This window comes from Nocardia sp. NPDC052112 (assembly GCF_040680135.1).
Lineage (GTDB): Bacteria > Actinomycetota > Actinomycetes > Mycobacteriales > Mycobacteriaceae > Nocardia.
Map to the genome: position 1 here is coordinate 94,619 of NZ_JBFAWD010000011.1, position 16,261 is coordinate 110,879.

Sequence of the window (16,261 nt, forward strand, 5' to 3'; positions counted from 1 at the left end):
TTCGGGCCGAAAGGTCTGGGCACCACCGTTTTTCATTAGAATCGAATTATGCGACGCAAGTGGTCGATCGGTAGCGCGTTGGTCCTTGTGGTGGTGTCGGCGCTGGTGATCAGCGGCTATTACCTGATGAACTCGCGCACATTCCAACTGGCGGGGCGGTTGGTGAATCGGGTCGGTACGACCGACAAGGTGGTCGCATTGACACTGGACGACGGGCCGACCGACAAAGCGCCCGAAGTGCTGAAAGTCCTTGCCGAAGTGGGGATTCCGGCCACCTTCTATCTCATGGGCCGGGATCTGGCCGCGCATCCGGAATACGGCAGGGCCATCGCGCAGGCCGGTCACGAAATCGGCAATCACACCTACGACCATCGACGCATGGTGTTCGTCTCCGGCGACACCGTCCGCGACGAGATCGAACGAACCGACGCGGAGATCGCGAAAACCGGCTACGAGGGTCCGATCACCTTCCGCCCGCCCTACGGCAAGAAACTCTGGGCCCTCCCGAAGTACCTCTCCGACCACGACCGCACGACGATCACCTGGGATGTGGAGCCCGACTCGGGCAAACAGGCGAGCGCCGACGCCATCGTCGCCGAGACCGTCGCCGAGGTGCGGCCGGGCTCGATTGTCCTACTGCACGTCATGGGCCGGTGGCACGAATCCCTCGCCGCCATCCCGCGCGTAGTCGGCGAACTTCGTTCCGTCGGCTACCAATTCGTCACGGTGTCGGATCTGCTGAAGCACTGAGGTCAGAGCATGCCGTAGGCGTGGGTCGGGGTCAGGCGGACGAGGGCGCGACGGTCGGTGACCATCGCCTTGCGGTATTCGGCCCAGTCGGGGTGCTCGCCCGCGCCCGCTCGGTAGTAGGCGACGAGTTCGTCGACGGTGGCGTCACTCGGATCGGCGGCGACCGGGGTGAGGTCGACCGTGCCCTCGATGACGGCGTAGGCGAAGAAGTCGTCGCGGGTGACGTGGATGGCGGCCCACGGATCGCGCACCAGATTGTGGTACTTGGCCCGGTCGGCAGTGATGGAGATCCGGATGATCCCATCGTCACCCACCACATGCAGCACATTGGACAGCTGCGGACGACCATTACGCCGAATCGTGGTGAGCACCGACCGCTTGGTACTCCGCGCAAAATCGACAGCCGAGGAAATCTCCATATCCACACCAACCCGTGCGCGCCCCTCGACCTTCCCCGCCCGCGCACCTGGTCAGATGATCACCATGCAGTGGCCGAGATCGCACGGTGCTCGACCGGCCGATTCAGTCGCGGTGGTAAGCGGCTTGGGCCTCGCGGACGCGGGGCATATTGGTTTCGACGGTCTGGATGAGATCTTCCAGGCGTTCGGCGACCAGGGCGCCGAGGTCGGTGAGGGTGTATTCGACTCGTGGCGGGATGGTCTCCTGGACCTCGCGATGCACCATGCCGTCGCGCTCCAGGGCCTGCAGGGTTTGCGAGAGCATGCGCTCGCTGACGCCGTCGACGCGACGGCGCAGGGCGCTGAACCGGTACGGGCCTTCGCGCAGCGCGACCAGGGCGAGGATGCCCCAGCGGCTGCTCACATTCTGAAGCACCGGTCGTGACGTGCAGTTTCGGGCGAATACATCGGCTTCCAGCGTCGGATCGTCGGTATCCACCAACGGCGTGCGCTGAGTGGTCATGGAACCGATAGTACTCAACTTGACCGAAGTGGCTACGGAATGCATAGTGCTTACGAATAGTTAGTACTTGATGGAACGTATACAACCATGGAGGTAGTCATGACCGTCGCCGTAACCGGTGCTGGTGGGCAGTTGGGCCGTCTCGTTGTCGAGGCGCTGTTGCGCGAGGGGACCACGCCGGTGGTCGCGATCGTGCGTGATCCGCAGAAGGTCGCCGATCTGGCCGAGCGGGGTGTCGAGGTCCGGCAGGCCTCCTACGACGACGCGGAAGCGCTCGACCGCGCCTTGGCCGGTGTCGACCGGGTGCTGCTGATTTCCGGCAACGAATTCGGTGCGCGAGTCGCTCAGCACACCAACGTAATTCGGGCCGCGGAGCGAGCGGGCGTGCAACTGATCGCCTACACCAGCATTCCGCGTGCCACCGAGAACCCGCTCATCCTGGCTCAGGAGCACCGGGGCACCGAGGAGGTGCTCGCGGAATCGACTGTCCCGCATACCCTCCTGCGCAACGGCTGGTACTGGGAGAACTACTTCGGTGCGCTCGGGCATACGGTCGAATCCGGCGTGCTGCGCGGTGCCGCGGGTGCGGGTCGGGTCGCCGGTGCCGCGCGCGCCGACTACGCCGAGGCGGCCGCCAAGGTGTTGAGCACCGATGGTCACGCAGGTCGGACCTATGAGCTCGGCGGTGATGAGCGTCTCACCTATGCCGAACTCGCCCAGGTGATTTCGCAGGCATCGGGCAAGCCCGTGCGCTATGAGAACCTGTCCGAGGAGGATTACAGCGCGGCGCTCGAGCAGGCCGGACTGCCCGGCACCTATGCCGCGGTGCTCGCCGATGCGGACGCCGGAATCGGTGACGGCATCCTCGATGTGGACTCCGGCGACCTCCAGAAACTGCTCGGCCGCCCCGCCACGGCCGCGGTCGACGTCTTCCGCGCCGCCCTCTCCTGACGCGCTCGAAGGGGCTCGCACGCCGCCGGCGATTGCTGCGGCGTGCGAGCCCGTTGTGTGTCAACGGAATAGTCGAGGTCGCATGACCAGTCGACACTGCCCATCGAACCGCTAGACCCACTGCACCAGTTGCAGGATGATGCCGTTCGGATCGGCCGTCTGGAAGTAGCGCTCGCCCCAGGGCTCGGTTTCGATCGGGGTGACGATCGGCACGCCCGCGCGCTGGAGCCGTTCGTACTCGGTATCGATATCGTCCACGACGAAGGCGACCAGGAGGCCCTCGCCCGCACTGCCCGCTTTGTCTTTCGGCTTGAAGCTGTCGAGACCGGTGCGCAGGTAGCACAGGGTGAAACCGGCATCGGGGCGAGCGACCGAGACGAAACCGTCGGCCGACATCTGCTCGGTGAAGCCGAGGTGGTCGATGGCGAACTTCGCCGAGGCCTGCGGGTCGGCGACATTGAGCGAGACGGCGGAAGCGGTGATATTCACAAGGTCCTCCTCGGGGTCGGGTCTCAAATATTATACTTAGTACGATGTACTTTGTAGAGAAATTCCCGGGTGGCCGCACTGTTGTGTGGATCACGCCGATACGATCAGCTTTCGCGCAGAGGATCTCGCGATACGAGGAGGCGGCATGGCCGAGCAGTCACGGGACCGCAGCAGCGCGGGCGATCCCGTGCGGACCTTGGAACTGCTGTGGCGCGTGCCCGCCGCATCGGTGCGTGGACCGAAGCAGCGCAGCAGTGTGGGTGCCGTGGTCGCGGCGGCCATCGAGATCGCGGATGCGGATGGGATCGGCGCGCTCACCATGCGGGCAGTCGCCACCAAGCTGGGCCTGACGCCGATGGCTACGTATACATATGTGCCGGGTAAGGCGGAACTCGTCGACCTCATGCTCGATGCGGTCTACCGGGCGACGCCGCGTGCCGACCTGCGCGGTCTGCCCTGGCGCGATCGCGTCGCGACGATCGCCGCCGAGAACCGCGCCATGCTGGTCCGCCACCCGTGGGTCGCCTACCTGCCCACCACCCGGCCGCCGCTCGGCCCCGGCGTCGCCGCCAAGTACGAGCACGAACTGCGCGCATTCGACGGACTCGGCCTCGACGATCTCGAGATGGACGCCGCCGTCACCTACGTCCTCGGTTTCGTCACTTCGGTGGCTCGCATTGCCATCGACACCGCACGCGCCGCCGCCGACAGCGCCATGTCCGACCGGCAATGGTGGGAGCGCGCCGCCCCGCTACTGGCTCAGTTCTTCGACGCCGAGCGCTATCCGCTCGCCGCGCGCATCGGCGCGGTCGCGGGGCGGGCGCACGATTCCGCCTACAGCGCCGACCATGCCTACGAATTCGGGCTGGCGCGAGTGCTGGACGGTCTGGCGCACCTCATCGAAAACCGCTGAGCCGCCGGACTGCTGCTTGCCGGTGCCGACTCCGTAGTTCCGGATGTCGCGCGGCAAGGAAGACACCCGACCTCGGTCAGACGCCGTCGCGCTGGATTCGCAGGGCGGTGATGGTCGCGGCCAACCCCTCGTATTGATTGATGAGCAGCACGATTTCGATCAGGCTGCGCTCGTCGTAGTGCTGGGCAAGGGCGGTCCAGGTGGTGTCGTCGATATCGCGGGTTTCGACCAGCTGATCGACGGCGGTGAGCAGCGCGCGATGTTTATCCGACCATCCGTCGGTGGTGGGGCCGGTGCGAACCCGGTCCAGAATCTCCGGCGTGATGCCCGCCCGCCTGCCGAGCCGAATGTGATGGTCCATTTCGTAAGCGCAGTCGCGCAGCTCGGCGACGCGCAGGATGACCAGCTCGGATTCATGCCTGGGCAGACGGCCGCCCGGCATCAATCGTCCGGAGAAGTGCAGCCAGCCGCGGAACAGTCCCTTGGTGCGGCCGAGGGTGCTGAACAGATGAGCGTCGTCGGTCCCCGCCGCACGCGAAAGTATCTGCCAGACAACCCAGTTGATCGGACCGAGCTCGCGGAGCCGACCGGGTGAAATGCGTGGTTGCAGCGCCGAAACCATGCCTGTGCCTCCTTGTCCGCCGCCGGTGGCGGGATCCGTCCTGTCGGACCGAATCCGAGCGTACTAGCGGGTAGGTCCGCGATCGGCGGGGCGACGGTAGCGAGTTGTGCGATGCGTGGTCGTGAGACCTCGGCTGCTCCGCTGAGTCCTGATCACGGCTAGGGGTGCCGCTAGGGGATGGCGGCAGCCGAAATAGATCCGACTGGCTGGTTCCGTATAGCTGGATTGTGCTGGTCTTCTTGGCTTTCCGGTGGTCTTCGCGGCGACGGCGGGTCATCATCAGTACCGGCGCGGTGGATGGTGGGACGCCGGGGCGAACCGGATGAGGCAGGGAATACGCGATGCTGGTGAAGATGAAGACCGGAACGAATCTCTCCGGGGCCGAACAGGAGTTCGTCGAATGCCTGCGGTCGTATCCGACGACCGGTGTCGCATTGGTCGGCATGGAGATCGGCGAAAACGGCTCTCGTCGGGTCGACGCGGTCGTCCTCACCCCGCGCGGCATCACCGTGATCGATATCAAGGGCTTCCGCCGCCGGCAGAGCGGGATTCTGAGCCTTCCGGGCGACGGTCCGTGGACGATCAGCGCGGAGCCCGCCGATCTGGACGAGGAGATCTCCGGTGACCCCGTAGACCAGCTGGAACACAGCGTGCATGCGGTGAAGACCCGGCTGGAGCGGTCGCTCATCGATCCCGGCCACATCTGCGGCGCCGTCGTACTCCTACCGTTCCGTGGGGTCGCGGTGCGGCCGGCCCGGACCAACCTGCGCCCCGGCATGGACATCGTCGTCGCGAATGCCCGCGACACGACCGAACTCCGTATCTACCTCGAGGGTTTCTCCGCCGGACCGCGCAGCTGGACCGCGGATCGGGTCCTCGCCGCCTGCGCTGCGCTCGGCGTCACCGAAAAGCCCGCCCGCGCCGAATTGCTCGCCGACGGCTTCGACGAGGTGCAGCCCAAAGCGCCGTCACTGTCGGCGCGTGAGATGCGCCGGCACGCCATCCCCGCGCCGCTGCCGCCGAGCAGGCGGCAGACGGCGGCGGGGTGGGCGGTCTTCGCGGTCGCCCTGATCGGCATGGTCGTGATCCTCGTCGTGATCGCGAGTTCGCTCGCCCACGATTCGGCCCAGCCGGCCCGCGAACCGGACACCTCGACGAGGAGCGTGACGCCCTCGCCGCCGCCGTACCACCCGATCGAGTGCTGGCCCCTCCAGCAGAACTGCTGATGCCGGAGGGGCCCGCCGTCGGTGTTCGCGTCGGCATGGCCGGTGGCCGGCCTTCCGACCCGGTTCGGTCGAACCGGGTCACGCGTCAATCCCTTACGGCACGTGAGAGTTTCGTGAACTCGATTGCCTGCTGAGCGCGCGCGAGTACGTGCGCGCGCGAGCTGGCGATGTGTGCGGTGAGGGTGCGCAGTGCGGCATCGGGAGCACCGCCGAGCAACTGTTCGGCGATAGCGATGTGCTCGGCGGTCATGGTGGCGATGCGCTCCGGTGTCGGCAGGTCCAGGGTGCGGACCGGCCGCACCCGGACGTAGACGCCGGTCAGTGCGTCCGCCAGCGCCGCATTGCCCGCCGCCGCGAGCAGCGTCGTGTGGAACTGTTCGTCCGCGGCGACCAGTGCGGGTCCCGGCTCGGGTGGGTTGTCGCGGAACCCGCGCCAGATCTCGAGTTCCGCACGGACCAGCGCCGCATCGTGCGCCGGTGCCGGTTCGCCGACGGTACCGGTCACCCGCTGAATTCCCCTGGTTTCCAGAACAATCCGCAACTCGTACAGATTGTCCAGCTCCGCCAGGCGCGGTCGATACGGATACAGCCCATCGGCGTGCCGCTCCACCAGTCCGTCTGCCTGTAGCCGGGCGAGCGCCTCCCGCACGGGCGTGCGCGAAACCCCGTAGATCTCGGCCAGGCGCTCCTCGCCGAGCCGTTCGGTGGGCACGATCGCCCCGGTGGCCAGGTCCCGCCGCAGCGATTCGTACACTCGCTCGCTGAGCGGAACCCGCCCTCTGCGCGTCATGGCGGCCAGCTCAGATCGCCATCGCCGAGCGAACCGAGGTCTCCGCGCCCGCCCCGCCCTCGCCCGTGGACGTCACCTGCCCGGACCGCAGGACGTAATAGCGTTGCGCCGCTTGCAGTGCGAAACCGATGTGCTGTTCCACCAGCAGCACACTGAGTCCGCCGCGACCGGTCAGATCGATAATGGTGCGCTCGATTTCGGCGACCACGGAAGGCTGGATGCCCTCCGTCGGCTCATCGAGAATGAGCAGCTTCGGCTCGGTGATCAGTGCCCTGGCAATCGCCAATTGCTGACGCTGACCGCCGGATAGCAAGCCCGCCTTGCGGTTCAGCAGTTCGCGCAGTGCCGGAAACAGGTCGAGCGATTCATCGATCAAGGCTTTGCCGCGTTTGCGGCCATCGGCGACGACCTGCAGATTCTCGGCGGTGGTCAGCTGTGGAAAACTCTGCTGACCCTGCGGCACATAGGCGATACCGCGGTTGACCCGACGTGACGGCGACATCTTGGTGATGGCCTCACCGTTGAAGTTGATCCGGCCGGATTTGGTGCCGATCAGACCGACGGCCGTGCGCAGCAGCGTGGTCTTACCCGCGCCGTTGTGGCCCATGACCGCGACCACGCTGTCGTCCGGAACGGTGATCGAGACGCCGTGGATCACCTCGGTCCGGCCATAACCCGAGTGGATGTCGACTAGCTCAAGCATCGGCGGACTCCTTTGCGGTCAGCTCGCGCGCGGTCTGCGCGTCTTCGAGTTCGGTGCCGATGGCCGCGGCGGTGCCGAGGTAGACCTCCTGCACCTTCGGATCGGCCTGTACGTGTTCGACGGTGCCCTCGCTGAGTACCTTGCCAGCGGCCAGCACCGTCACCGAGGTCGCGAAGGACCGCATGAAATCCATATCGTGCTCGACCACCACGACAATGCGTTCACCGCCGATGCGCCGCAACAGCTTGCCGGTCTCCTCGCGCTCCTCGGCGCTCATACCCGCCACCGGTTCGTCGAGCAGCAGCACCGAGGCGTTCTGGACCAGCAGCATGCCGATCTCCAACCACTGTTTCTGCCCGTGCGCCAATACTCCGGCGGGTTTATCGCGCAGCGCACCGAGACCGGTGATCTCCAGTGCCTCTTCGATACTCGGCAATACCGACCTGCGACGGCGCAGCAGCGTCAATGCCGAACGCCCCGCGCCCGCCGCGATATCGAGATTCTGCAGCACGCTGAGTTGCTCGAAAACGCTTGCGGTCTGGAAGGTTCGGCCGATGCCGAGCCTGGCGATCTGGTGCACCTTCTTGCCGAGAAATTCGACACCGGACTTCTGCGCTGATCCGGTCGCGGGCACCAGGCCGGTGATCGCATCGATGAGAGTGGTCTTCCCGGCGCCATTCGGTCCGATCAAGAACCGCAGATCACCCTGCAGCACGGTGAGATCCACATCGGACACGGCCTTGAACCCATCGAAGCTTACCGAGAGACCTCGGATTTCGAGGTACTCGCTCGACATGCCCGCATTGCCGCCCGGCTTCGGGTCGTGTGCGTTCATCGGGATTCCACCTTCTCCTCGGTCACGACTTCGGGCAGCGTTTCCGCCACCACCACCGGAGCGTGCGCGGCGGTCTTACGAGACTTACTGTCCAGCAACCCCTTCAACATCGGCCAGACCCCGGCAAGACCCGCCGGAATGAAGCCGACGACCACGATGAACAGCACACCCTGCAGATAGGTCCAGCTGGACGGGAACTCCTCCGAGAGCGCCGTCTGCGCCCAGGCGACGCCGATCGCGCCGAGTATCGGCCCGAGCAGTGTGGTCCGTCCGCCGATCGCGACACCGATAATGAATGCGATGGACGGCACGACACCGATATCGGCGGGTGAGATGATGCCGACGATCGGCGTGAACAGCGCACCGGCGATGCCCGCGAAGAATGCCGCGACGACATAGGCCACGATCTTGATATTGGCCGGATCGTAGCCGAGGAAACGCACTCGCTCCTCCTGATCGCGCACGGCGACAAGCAATTCGCCGTAGCGGCTGTGCATGAGCTGGCGCACCGCGGCGACCACCAATAGCAGGATGCCCGCCGCGATGAAGAACAGCATCTGTCGGTTGACCGGATCCGAGAGTTTGAAGCCGAAGAAGGCGCGGAAGTCCGACAGTCCGGTGAAGCCGCCGATCTTCTGCTGTCCGGTCAGCAGAATCGCGAGCGCCGCGGCCAGGGCCTGGCTCAGAATCGCGAAATACGTGCCCTTGACCCGGCGCTTGAATACGCCGTACCCGAGTGCCGCCGCGATCAGTCCGGGCAGCACCAGAATGCCGATCAGGGCGACCGGAGCCGATGCGAACGGCCGCCAGAACGACGGCAATTCACGAATACCGGCAATCTCCATGAACTCCGGCACCTCATTGTGCAGCCGAGCCGCATCGGCCATCTGCAGATGCATCGCCATGATGTAGGCGCCGATACCGAAGAACACGCCTTGACCGAGCGTCAGCATGCCGCCACGGCCCCAAGCCAATCCGATGCCCGCCGCCACGATCGCGAAGCACAGGAATTTTGCGAGCAGATTGAGCCGGAAATCGCTGAGCAGGGCGGGTGCGACCGCGAACAGCAGAATCGCGGCGACCACGAAGCCGCCCCACGCGGTCACGGAAGGATGTGCGCGCCAACGTTGTCCGAGTGTGGTCATGCCAGACTCCTGGTTCGAACGGTGAATAGCCCCTGCGGCCGAACCTGCAGGAAAATGACGATGATGACGAAGACGATCACCTTCGCGATCGAGGCCGTTGTCGAATACTCGATATACGAATTCAGCAGGCCCAGTGCGAAGGCCGCGATCACCGTGCCCTTGATCTGGCCGAGCCCGCCGATCACGACGACCAGGAAGGCATCGATCAGATAGCTCTGCCCGATCGTCGGGCTGGTCGAGCCGATCAGGGTCAGCGCCACGCCCGCGACCCCGGCCAGGCCGGAGCCGATGAAGAAGGTGCTGATATCGGTGATCCGGCTGGACACACCACTGGTCTCGGCCAGACCCCGGTTCTGCACGACCGCCCGGATACGCCGGCCGAGCGGAGTGGTCTTGAGCACGGTGGCCAGCGCGGTCACCGCGACGACCGCGAGCACAAGAATGAAGATGCGGGTCTTCGGCACTACGGCACCGAGAATGGTGATTCCGCCGCTCAGCCAATCGGGGGCGAGCACGTTCTTGGCGGGCGCACCGAAGATGTCGCGCGCGGCCTGTTGCAGCACGAGGCCGACGCCGAAGGTGACGAGCAGGGTGTCCAGCGGCCGGTCGTACATCCACCGGATCAGACCCATTTCCAGGGCCGCGCCGAGCAGGCCGCCGACCAGAAAGCCGATGAGCAAGGAAACGACCAGCGACACCCCGGCCGACGAGATGACCTTCTGCACAACATAAGTCGTGTAGCACCCGGCCATGATGAATTCGCCGTGCGCCATGTTGATCACGCCCATCTGACCGAAGGTCAGCGAAAGGCCCAGCGCCGCAAGCAGAAGAATGGATCCCAGACTCAGCCCGGTGAAGAGCTGGCCGATCAACACGTCCATATTTTGGATTCCTAACGGGGTCGGCCGGGTGCGGGCTCCGCCCTCATCGAGTCCGCACCCGGCACTAGTCGACTACTTGAGGCCCTTGGCCCACTCGTAGGACGTCAGGTACGGGTCCGGTGTCACGGCCTTGCCCGAGTCCCACACCGTGTAGATCAGGCCGTCCGGGCGGATTTCGCCGATGCGAGCGGTTTTGGTGATGTGGTGGTTGGCGCCGTTGATGGTGACCAGCCCCTCCGGGGCATCGAAGGTCACGCCGTCGGCCGCGGCCTGAATATCGGCCACCTTGAACGACTTCGCCTTTTCGACGGTGTTCTTCCAGAGGTAGACCGAGGCGTAGGCCGCCTCCATCGGGTCCGAGGTCGGCTTGTCGGCGCCGAATGCGGCCTTGTAGTCCGCGACGAACTTCTTGTTCACCGGGGTGTCGACCGTCTGGTAGTAGTTCCACGCCGTCAGCTGTCCGGCGATATTCTGCGCGCCGATACCGGCGACCTCTTCCTCGGCGATGGATACCGAAACCACCGGCATATCAGCGGCTTTCAGGCCGGCGTTGGTGTATTCGCGGAAGAAGGCCACATTCGAGTCGCCGTTGAGGGTGTTGAATACCGCACCCGCCTTGGCATTGCGGACCTTGTTCACGATGGTGGAGAAATCGGTGGAGCCCAGCGGGGTGTAGTCCTCCCCCTTGATCTCGATGCCGTTCGCCGCCGCATAGGCCTTGATTTCCCGGTTGGCGGTCTGTGGGAAGACATAGTCCGAACCGACCAGGTACAGGGACTTGATGCCCTTCTGTTTCAGATAATCCAGCGCGGGCAGAATCTGCTGGTTGGTGGTCGCACCGGTGTAGAAGATGTTCTTGCTGTCCTCGAGGCCCTCGTACTGGACCGGGTAGTAGAGCAGCGAGTTCAGGCTCTCGAACTTAGGCTTCATCGCCTTGCGGCTCGACGAGGTCCAGCCACCGAATACCGCTGCGACACAGTCGGAGCTGATCAGCTTCTCGGCCTTCTCCGCGAAGGTCTTCGGATCCGAGGCGCCATCCTCGAGTACCAGGTCGAGCTTCTTGCCTAGCACGCCACCCGCGGCATTGATCTGGTCCACGGCCAGCTTGGTCGAGTTGGCAACGGTGACTTCGGAGATCGCCATGGTGCCCGACAGCGAGTGCAGTGAGCCGATCTTGATCGAGTCCTTCGAGGTATCGACGCAGGACGAGGCGTTGGACCCGCTGCTCGCGGCGTCATCCTTGGCGCCGCAGCCGGTCAGCAACAGGCCGGTGAGTGCGACGGCTGTCGGCGCGACCAGCACCTTGCTTATGCGGCGGGAACGCGATCGACGGATATCACGGGATTCTGGCATGGGGCGCGACCCTTCTTCCTCATCAGGTGTTCGGCGGCGCTGCGTGCGCCGCGCCGAATACGCCCGCCTTTGCCCCGGTCACGCTCCCGTAGCGACTGCTTGCAGGTCGCTCGAAAGGGCCTGTAGACCGAGTTGTATACAACGGCTGTATTCGTGGTGCGAACGTTAGACAGGAGTTGTTGCGCCGGAATATCTCTCGGTGACGAGTCCGTTGCGCACGTTTCCGCCGTGTGAACGTTTGCGGTAATCGCTCGGTAAACCGTTGTGAGGTCCCGGCCTGGCTACGGTTGCGTAGCAAGACGGCGGTGCGGCAGGCTCCTTTTGTACAACGTCAAAACGCCGATCCCGCGGCCGCCGGGTTGCGGAGGCGTGAGTCGAGGAGGACCGGGTGGGTCACTACAAGGCGAACGTCAGGGATATCGAGTTCAACCTGTTCGAGGTGTTGGGACTGGACAAGCTCCTGGATACGGGTGCCTATGGCGATCTTGATTCGGAAACCGTGCGGGAGATCCTGGCCGAGGTGAAGCGGCTGGCCGAGGGGCCGGTGGCGGAATCCTTCGCCGCGGCCGACCGCGATCCGGTGGTCTACGACCCGGCCACCTTCTCGATTTCGGTGCCGGAGCCGCTACGCAAGACCGTGCGGGCGGTGAACGAGGCCGACTGGAGCCGGCTCGGCATGCCGGAGGGGATGGGCGGCACGCCCGCGCCCGCCGCGGTGATCTGGTCGATCAACGAGATGCTCACCTGCGCGAACCCGGCGGCGAGTTTCTTCAATATGGGCCCGGTGATGTCCTCGGTGCTGTTCAATGTCGGCACCGAACAGCAGAAGCAGTGGGCCACAAAGGGTTACGACCGCGGCTGGGCGGGCACCATGGTGCTGACCGAGCCCGATGCCGGTTCCGATGTCGGCGCGGGCCGCACCAAGGCGATCAGGCAGGAGGACGGTTCCTGGCACATCGAGGGCGTCAAGCGCTTCATCTCCGGCGGCGATGTCGGCGAGACCGCTGAGAACGTCTTCCACCTGGTGCTGGCTCGTCCGGAGGGTGCCGGTGCGGGCACCAAGGGGCTGTCACTGTTCTACGTGCCGAAATTCCTGTTCGATCACGAGACGCTGGAGCTGGGCGACCGCAATGGCGTCTACGTGACCGGCGTCGAGCACAAGATGGGGCTGAAGTCCTCGCCCACCTGTGAGCTGACCTTCGGCGCGACCGATGTGCCCGCCAAGGGCTGGCTGGTCGGCGAGGTGCACAACGGTATCGCCCAGATGTTCCAGGTGATCGAGAACGCCCGCATGGTAGTCGGCATCAAGTCCGCAGGCACGCTGTCCGCCGGATATCTCAACGCGCTCGACTATGCCAAGCAGCGCGTGCAGGGTGCGGACCTGACGCAGATGGCGGATAAGGCGGCCCCGCGCGTCACCACTACCCACCACCCGGATGTGCGGCGTTCGCTGGCGCTGCAGAAGGCCTACGCCGAAGGTCTGCGCGCGGTCTACCTCTACACCGCCGCCCATCAGAATGCCGATGTGGCGCAGCTGGTTTCGGGGGCGGACGCGGAATTGGCGCATCGGGTCGACGATCTGCTGCTGCCGATCGTCAAGGGTGTCGGTTCCGAGCGGGCCTACCAGTACCTGACCGAATCGCTGCAGACGCTGGGTGGTTCGGGCTATCTGCAGGACTACCCGATCGAGCAGTACATCCGTGATGCGAAGATCGACTCGCTCTACGAAGGCACCACGGCGATCCAGGCGCAGGATTTCTTCTTCCGCAAGATCATTCGCGACAAGGGTGCGGCGCTCGCTCACGTCACCGGGCAGATCACCGCCTTCTTGGCCGCGCGGACCGGTCGCTTCGAAGCCGAGCGGACGCTACTGGCCACCGCGGTCGCCGATGTGCAGGCAATGGCGGCCACGCTGACCGGGTATCTGATGGCGTCCCAACAGGATCCGAAGGAGCTGTACAAGGTCGGGCTCGGTTCGGTGCGCTTCCTGCTCGCGGTCGGCGATCTACTCATCGGCTGGCGACTGCTGGTGCAGGCCGAGATCGCGGCCGCCGCACTGGCCGCCGAAGCACCGGAGAAGGATCGAGCGTTCTATTCCGGAAAGGTCGCCGTCGCAAGCTTCTTCGCGAAGAACGCGCTGCCGGAATTGACCGCGGTGAACAACATTCTCGCCGCGATCGATGTCGACATCATGGAGCTGGACGAAGCGTCCTTCTGAACGCCGGACGTCGGCGGCCGCCGGAATCGACCGATAGACAGCCGATTCCGGCGGTCGTCGTCGCGGCGCGACCGGCGATTCAGCGCGTGCCGCGCGATCGGCTCATCCCGCCGCGGCCTTGGCCTGCGGCCAGATGTGCATCCCTCTCGATCCGGCGGAACCCATGTCCGCCGGAGGATACCGCCGCGTCGGTCGCTAGGGCGCGAGCAGTTTCAGGACGACGGGGCGGGACAACGTCCCCGACACCTGCCGGGCGAGTTGATTGGCGCTCGTGCCTTCCGCGTGTGCATCGCGCAGCGCGGTGGCGAGTTCGGCGCGGGCCGCGTCGGCCGCGGCTTGGGCGGCGCGCAGGCGTTGGGCGGCGCGGTCTACCGGATCGGTCGGCGCCTCGACCGCGGTGGCGTCGTCGATCCCGCGCACCGGTTCGGTGGTCAACTCGTTGACCGGCTCGCGGTGCGGGATCGATTTGTCCGTGCGCAGCGCCGCCCTGGCGAATTCCATCATGAATTCCCGGGTCGCCTCCTGGTTCTCGGCATCGGCGCCGAGCAGCAGGCGGGTGGTCTGCGGGACCGCGAGGTTCCAGTTGGACAGGCCGCACAGGGCGAGCAGCAATCGGCCCGCGTGGCTGGCGTCGACATCGAACTGCTCCTTGGCGCGGTCGAATTTCCGCACGTAGTGCTGGGCGCGCCAGCCATCGATATCGTGGGCGTCGGTGCCGCGGTGCAACCCCTCCCAGAGCAAAAGCCTTAGCAGCTGCGGATTTTCGCGGTGGTAGTCGAACAGTTTGCCCACATACTCGCCGGGTTCGGTCTCGGCCAAGGGTTGGACCACGTCCATGAATTCGCGCATGGTGTCGATCAGGATGACGTCGAAGAGCTTGTCCTTGCTGCCGAACAGGCCGTAGATGCGCTCCTTGTTCACCCCGGCCGCCTCCGCGATCCGGTCCACCCGCGCGCCGGCCAGGCCGTATTCGGCGAATTCGTCGCGGGCGGCGCGCAGCAGTGCTTGCTTGGTCGCGTCGCTGCGTTTCATCGTGACCGTCATGACCGCGACTTTACCATCTTATTAAACCAACTATTTGGTTGACAATAGTCGGGCAACGGGCCTAACTTCGTCCACATGGCAACGCCGACTCTTCAGCTTCCCACCGGTTTCCCGGCTCGGGCACGTACTCGTAGCGCGTCACCACGCGCGCACACCGGGCGTACCCTCCCTGTTTTCGTGCTGTCCGCACTGCTGGCCACCGGCCAGATGTACATACCGATTCCCCTGTTCACCGCCATGAAGGCGGACTGGAATGTGGGCGCGGGGGTGATGACCTGGATTATCAGCGCCTTCGCCTTCGGCTATGCGGGCGGCTTCGTGCTGTTCGGCCCGCTGTCGGATCGCTACGGCCACCGCCGGGTACTGGTCACCGGCATGATCGTCGCCGCGGTGGTAACACTATTGACCGGTCTATCGTTCAGTGCGCCGATCGCGGTCGGCCTGCGCGTCGCGCAGGGCCTGGTCGTCGGTTCGATCCCGCCCGCGATCATGGCCTATATCGCCACCCGCATCACACCTGCGCATCGGGCGGTGGTGACCATGTCGGTGGCCACCTCCTTCCTGGCCGCGACCGTGCTGGCCCAGATCGCCGCGCAGGCCGTCGTCGCCGCATTCCCGTGGCGCACCATGTTCATCGGCTCGGCCGTCGCCTTCCTGGCGCTCGCCTTCGTCCTGCGCGCGGTCATGCTCGACGACGCACCCACCGGTCGCGACAAGCCGCTCGCGCACAGCTACGCCGCGATCCCCGCGGTGCTGCGGATCAAGGCGCTGCTGCCGATGCTGGCGGCGGGCGCGCTCGCCATGGCCGTGATGGTCGGGGTGTACACCGGGATCGAAATCACCGGTCTGGTCAAGGGTTCCGGCGAACTGCTCGCACTGCGTGCGGGTGCGCTGCCGGTGATGTTCGCACTGCCGCTGCTGGCCATCCCGCTCTCGCGGCTGACCAAGCCGGGTCAGATGGTGCTCGGCGTGCTGATCGCCGCGACCGCCATGGTGATCGCCACCTTCGAGGGAACCCACCTCGCGGTGCTGACCATCTTGCTCGCCGTGTTGGTCGGTGGGCTCGGTGTCATCGCGCCCGCGGTCCTGCAGACCGCGGGGGAGTTGGGTGGTGAGGCGCGTGCGGCCGCATCCTCGGTCGCCATGTTCAGCTTCTATGTCGGTGCCACCGCCGGACCGCTGGTGGCCGCGACTGCCGCGCCACACGGCTTTTCGGTGCTGGCGTGGACGCTGGCCATCCTGCTGGTCGCGGCGCTCGGCCTGACGCTGTTCGGGGTGCGGATCCAGCGGTCCACGCTGCCCGTGTAGCCGAATAGCGAACCATCGAGGCCGATATCGGAATTCGCCGATGTCGGCCCGGTGCGTTCCGGGCGGCGCCGACGCATCGAAGTTTCAGCGGACGCACACAGATGTCGCGAAC

The 16,261-nt window shown here is 65.5% G+C and carries 17 protein-coding genes; 6 read left to right on the forward strand and 11 right to left on the reverse strand.

Annotation, left to right across the window (positions count from 1 at the left end; translation table 11 throughout):
• The first annotated feature begins 48 nt into the window (after positions 1–48).
• Positions 49–750, forward strand: a complete 702-nt coding sequence (locus tag AB0L58_RS22240; protein WP_364389367.1) for a polysaccharide deacetylase family protein — start codon at positions 49–51, stop codon at positions 748–750.
• Between the two features lie 2 nt (positions 751–752).
• Here the strand turns inward: AB0L58_RS22240 and AB0L58_RS22245 are convergent, their stop codons facing one another.
• Together AB0L58_RS22245 and AB0L58_RS22250 are read right to left on the reverse strand one after the other, a co-directional pair.
• Positions 753–1,169 carry a PPOX class F420-dependent oxidoreductase gene (locus AB0L58_RS22245; protein WP_364389369.1) on the reverse strand — a complete coding sequence of 139 codons (417 nt, stop codon included), beginning with the start codon at positions 1,167–1,169 and terminating at the stop codon, positions 753–755.
• Positions 1,170–1,272: 103 nt separating this feature from the next.
• Positions 1,273–1,671, reverse strand: coding sequence for a helix-turn-helix domain-containing protein (locus tag AB0L58_RS22250; RefSeq protein ID WP_364389370.1), 399 nt, complete (start codon positions 1,669–1,671; stop codon positions 1,273–1,275).
• Between the two features lie 99 nt (positions 1,672–1,770).
• On the opposite strand from AB0L58_RS22250, the gene AB0L58_RS22255 reads away from it, so the two are divergent.
• Positions 1,771–2,622, forward strand: a complete 852-nt coding sequence (locus AB0L58_RS22255) for an SDR family oxidoreductase (RefSeq protein WP_364389371.1) — start codon at positions 1,771–1,773, stop codon at positions 2,620–2,622.
• A 111-nt stretch (positions 2,623–2,733) separates the two neighbouring features.
• Here the strand turns inward: AB0L58_RS22255 and AB0L58_RS22260 are convergent, their stop codons facing one another.
• Positions 2,734–3,111, reverse strand: a complete 378-nt coding sequence (locus AB0L58_RS22260) for a VOC family protein (RefSeq protein WP_364389372.1) — start codon at positions 3,109–3,111, stop codon at positions 2,734–2,736.
• A 145-nt stretch (positions 3,112–3,256) separates the two neighbouring features.
• On the opposite strand from AB0L58_RS22260, the gene AB0L58_RS22265 reads away from it, so the two are divergent.
• A complete protein-coding gene (locus AB0L58_RS22265; protein ID WP_364389374.1) occupies positions 3,257–4,024 on the forward strand; it encodes a TetR/AcrR family transcriptional regulator C-terminal domain-containing protein in 768 nt (255 codons plus the stop codon).
• Between the two features lie 76 nt (positions 4,025–4,100).
• Here the strand turns inward: AB0L58_RS22265 and AB0L58_RS22270 are convergent, their stop codons facing one another.
• Positions 4,101–4,634, reverse strand: a complete 534-nt coding sequence (locus tag AB0L58_RS22270; RefSeq protein ID WP_364389608.1) for a carboxymuconolactone decarboxylase family protein — start codon at positions 4,632–4,634, stop codon at positions 4,101–4,103.
• Between the two features lie 353 nt (positions 4,635–4,987).
• Here AB0L58_RS22270 and AB0L58_RS22275 point away from each other — a divergent pair, with 353 nt between their 5' ends.
• On the forward strand, positions 4,988–5,872 hold the full coding sequence (locus tag AB0L58_RS22275) for a nuclease-related domain-containing protein (RefSeq protein WP_364389375.1): 885 nt from the start codon (positions 4,988–4,990) through the stop codon (positions 5,870–5,872).
• An 85-nt stretch (positions 5,873–5,957) separates the two neighbouring features.
• On the opposite strand, the gene AB0L58_RS22280 is transcribed toward AB0L58_RS22275, so the two are convergent.
• From AB0L58_RS22280 to urtA, 6 genes are all read right to left on the reverse strand, one after another.
• A complete protein-coding gene (locus AB0L58_RS22280) occupies positions 5,958–6,662 on the reverse strand; it encodes a GntR family transcriptional regulator (RefSeq protein ID WP_364389376.1) in 705 nt (234 codons plus the stop codon).
• Positions 6,663–6,672: 10 nt separating this feature from the next.
• Positions 6,673–7,365: an urea ABC transporter ATP-binding subunit UrtE gene (urtE, locus tag AB0L58_RS22285; protein ID WP_364389378.1), complete on the reverse strand. Its 693-nt coding sequence runs from the start codon at positions 7,363–7,365 to the stop codon at positions 6,673–6,675.
• Positions 7,358–8,200 (reverse strand): urea ABC transporter ATP-binding protein UrtD, encoded by an 843-nt coding sequence (gene urtD, locus AB0L58_RS22290; RefSeq protein WP_364389379.1) that lies wholly within the window; start codon positions 8,198–8,200, stop codon positions 7,358–7,360. The genes urtE and urtD overlap by 8 nt, the downstream gene beginning before the upstream one ends.
• A complete protein-coding gene (gene urtC / locus AB0L58_RS22295) occupies positions 8,197–9,345 on the reverse strand; it encodes an urea ABC transporter permease subunit UrtC (RefSeq protein ID WP_364389380.1) in 1,149 nt (382 codons plus the stop codon). Before urtC ends, urtD begins: the two co-directional genes overlap by 4 nt.
• Positions 9,342–10,226 carry an urea ABC transporter permease subunit UrtB gene (gene urtB / locus AB0L58_RS22300; protein ID WP_364389381.1) on the reverse strand — a complete coding sequence of 295 codons (885 nt, stop codon included), beginning with the start codon at positions 10,224–10,226 and terminating at the stop codon, positions 9,342–9,344. The genes urtC and urtB overlap by 4 nt, the downstream gene beginning before the upstream one ends.
• 72 nt (positions 10,227–10,298) lie before the next feature.
• Entirely contained in the window at positions 10,299–11,579 is a 1,281-nt protein-coding gene (gene urtA, locus AB0L58_RS22305) for an urea ABC transporter substrate-binding protein (protein WP_364389382.1), read from the reverse strand.
• A 388-nt stretch (positions 11,580–11,967) separates the two neighbouring features.
• Between urtA and AB0L58_RS22310 the strand changes: the two genes are divergently transcribed.
• Positions 11,968–13,797, forward strand: coding sequence for an acyl-CoA dehydrogenase (locus AB0L58_RS22310; RefSeq protein WP_364389383.1), 1,830 nt, complete (start codon positions 11,968–11,970; stop codon positions 13,795–13,797).
• A gap of 195 nt (positions 13,798–13,992) precedes the next feature.
• Here the strand turns inward: AB0L58_RS22310 and AB0L58_RS22315 are convergent, their stop codons facing one another.
• Positions 13,993–14,841 carry a TetR/AcrR family transcriptional regulator gene (locus AB0L58_RS22315; protein ID WP_364389384.1) on the reverse strand — a complete coding sequence of 283 codons (849 nt, stop codon included), beginning with the start codon at positions 14,839–14,841 and terminating at the stop codon, positions 13,993–13,995.
• A 75-nt stretch (positions 14,842–14,916) separates the two neighbouring features.
• On the opposite strand from AB0L58_RS22315, the gene AB0L58_RS22320 reads away from it, so the two are divergent.
• Positions 14,917–16,149, forward strand: coding sequence for an MFS transporter (locus AB0L58_RS22320; protein ID WP_364389385.1), 1,233 nt, complete (start codon positions 14,917–14,919; stop codon positions 16,147–16,149).
• Positions 16,150–16,261: the final 112 nt, after the last annotated feature.